This is a genomic window from Streptomyces sp. NPDC002536, assembly GCF_053594995.1.
This window is the reverse complement of record NZ_JBSFWU010000232.1, coordinates 1-2,741: the sequence shown is the minus strand read 5'-3', so window position 1 is coordinate 2,741 and position 2,741 is coordinate 1. Positions and strand designations below refer to the sequence as shown.

2 protein-coding genes are annotated in these 2,741 nt (G+C 72.9%); one reads left to right on the top strand and one right to left on the bottom strand.

Going from position 1 to position 2,741, the window contains the following annotated elements:
• Window positions 1-186 precede the first annotated feature (186 nt).
• Window positions 187-1,209, top strand: a complete 1,023-nt coding sequence (locus ACWD4B_RS35625) for a hypothetical protein (protein WP_451424656.1) — start codon at window positions 187-189, stop codon at window positions 1,207-1,209.
• A gap of 1 nt (window position 1,210) precedes the next feature.
• Here the strand turns inward: ACWD4B_RS35625 and ACWD4B_RS35620 are convergent, their stop codons facing one another.
• Window positions 1,211-2,701: a TIGR03767 family metallophosphoesterase gene (locus ACWD4B_RS35620; RefSeq protein WP_451424655.1), complete on the bottom strand. Its 1,491-nt coding sequence runs from the start codon at window positions 2,699-2,701 to the stop codon at window positions 1,211-1,213.
• Window positions 2,702-2,741: the final 40 nt, after the last annotated feature.

Sequence of the window (2,741 nt, the reverse complement as noted above, 5' to 3'; positions counted from 1 at the left end):
GGGGTAGTGCGTCGGCTGCGGGCCGGTGGGGGCTGGTCGCGCAGTTCCCCGCGCCCCTTACGGGGCGGGCCAATGCACAGCCCCCCGAAAGCCGAACGGCAGTGCAATGGTGCGGCGTTGTCCCGAATTGTCGACGGGGCCGTAACAGGGGTTATGGGCCGCCTCCCGCGCGGGAATGGGCGGATCATGAACCCGAACACCCCCCTGTCCCCCCGCCCGCTCTACCACCTCTCCGACGTCCGGCACCGCGTCCTGACGAGCCGTCAGCTCCGTGAGCACGGCATGTCGGGGTCCGACCTCTCCGAGCGCTGCCGCCCCGGCGGCCCCTGGCAGCAGTTGCTGCCAGGGGTCTATCTGCTCCACCCCGGACCCGCCACCAGCGAGGAACGGCTGCACGCCGCGCTGATGTACACGATCCCGCGCACCTACGTTCCGGCCCAGCCGGGGCCCTCGGGCCCGTACGGCGAAGCCATGATCACCGGGCTGGCCGCGCTCGCGCTGCACCGCTTCACCTCCGCTCCCCCGCTGCTCGCCCTGGACCGGATCGACGTGCTGGTGCCGCGCACGCGCCGGCTGCGCCCGGCCGGGTTCGTCCGGCTCCTGCGGGCGCACGCCCTGCCGCGGGCCCGGACGGTGACGGGGCTGCCCGTCGCCCCGGTCTCCCGCGCCCTGGCGGACGCGGTCGCGCAGTTGACCGACGCCGCGGCCGTGCGCCGGCTGCTGACGGAGGCCGTGCGCGGCGGGCACTGCGAGGCGACGGCGGTCGTCCGCGAGCTCGCCCGGGCCCAGTTGCTGGGGCGGCCGTACGTCGCGGAGGCCGTCGACGCGCTGCTCGCCGAGGGGCGGGCGCTCGCCGAGGGCCTGATGTACGGCATGGTGCGCGACCACGCGCTGCCCGCCCCGCTGTGGAACGTCGAACTCCGGATGCCCGGCGGCCCGTTGCTCGGCGCCGTGGACGCCTACTGGCCGGACCACGCCGTGGCGGCCGACATCGACATGCGGGGCGCCCACGAGGGGGAGGACGGCTCGCTCTGGTCCGAACAGTCGCGCAAGCGCGAGCACTTGGAGCGGCTCGGCATCACGGTCGTGCGGCTCACGCCGAAGCGGCTGCGCGAGGCGGCCGAGGAGCAGGCCGCGGTCGTCCGCACCGCCCTGGTGGCGTCGGCCGACCGCGAGCCCGCGCCCTACGTCGTCGTACTGCCGAGGTGAATCAGCGCCGGGACAGGAGCAGTTCGGTGTTGCGGTCGGCGGGCGCGCCGTCGAGCGTGGTGTCCCGGCCCGGGGCGTTGAAGGCCAGTTCCCGGTAGAGGGAGGCCAGTCCGGTCTGCGAGAGGTCGTGGACGTCGGTGCGGTAGGGCGCGTCCGACTCGATGAGGGTGGTGAAGAGGGAGATCGTGCCGTCGCGGTTGTCGGTGATCTCGATGATCCGGGCGAGCTGGGGATAGTCGACGTGCGAGGCGGTCGCGATCTCCCAGAACGTGCCGCGGGGCCGGATGCGGTTGCGGTGGCTGTGGCCGTTGATCCAGGCCAGGACGTTGGAGTGGCGCTGCAGGAGCGCGATGATCTCGTCGCCGCCGTGGCGCTTGTCGCCGGGGCGGCCGGGGTCGGGCACCGGGTTGTCCATGCTCCAGCTGGGGTGGTGGCTGAAGACGAGCGCGTACTCGTCCCGGTGCCGCCGCAGGGTGCGGTCCAGCCAGTCGAGCTGCTCGCTGCCGAGGGAGCCCTGATAGTGGCCGCCGGGGTCGGTGGAGTCGAGGCTGATGCCGAGGACGCGGTCGGAGACGCGGAAGGCGTAGTAGAGGTTCCCGGAGTCGAGGTTGTCGCGGCTGTAGCCGTGGCCGACGGGCCCGCGGCCGGTGTGCTGCGGGTCGAGGTGGGCCTGGACGTACTGGCGCGGGGTGAGCGGCACCCGGCGCGGGTCGGCCGTGACCGTGCGCATCTCCTTGGCGTGGGACTTCAGCAGCGCCTCGATGCGCTTGCCCTTGGGGTCGGCGCCCTTGCCCTCGCCCTCCATCAGCCACTTCGCCTCGGCGGCGGGGACGGTCTGGAGCTTGCGGCCGCCGACGGCCACGTCGGCGATGAAGGAGCCGGCCGCGGGGTAGCAGCCGCCGGAGAGCAGGTCGTGGTTGCCGAAGGTGGAGTACCAGGGGATGTTGAGGCCCGGGCTCACGACGCGCCGCACGGCCGCGTCGAGATAGCCGGGGATCCTCGGGTAGCCGAGCGCCTTGTCCTGGTCGCGCAGGGCGCTGTCGGGGTGCCAGTAGAGCTTGAGGTTGCTGTTCTGGACGCCTTCGTAGTGCTGCGGGTCACCGGTGTTGGGGTTGATGCGGCCGCCGCTGAGGGCGGTGAGGAACCACTCGACCTCGATCGCCGCGTTCTCGTCGCCGTTGTCGCCGGTGGTGACGACGAAGCCGAACGGGGCGCCGGTCGCCGGCCCCCGGCGCAGCTTGTTGACGCGCTCGACGAGGGCGACCACGCCGGGCAGCGTCAGCGCCTCGTGCGGGCGCCAGCCGCCGGGCCCGCCGGCCCGGAAGAACTCGTAGCGCAACGGGTGCTGAACATCCGTCAGATGCAGGTCGGTGAACTGCACGAAGGAGGCGAGCGTGCGGCGCCGGTCCTCGCGGCCGCGCTGCGCGTCGGCCAGGTCGGCGCGGACCACAATATCGACAGGTAATGCCAAGTAGCAAAGGGCTTTGGTCATGAGACCGCAGAATGCGTACTCTGCCGCCTGCCCGCCCCGC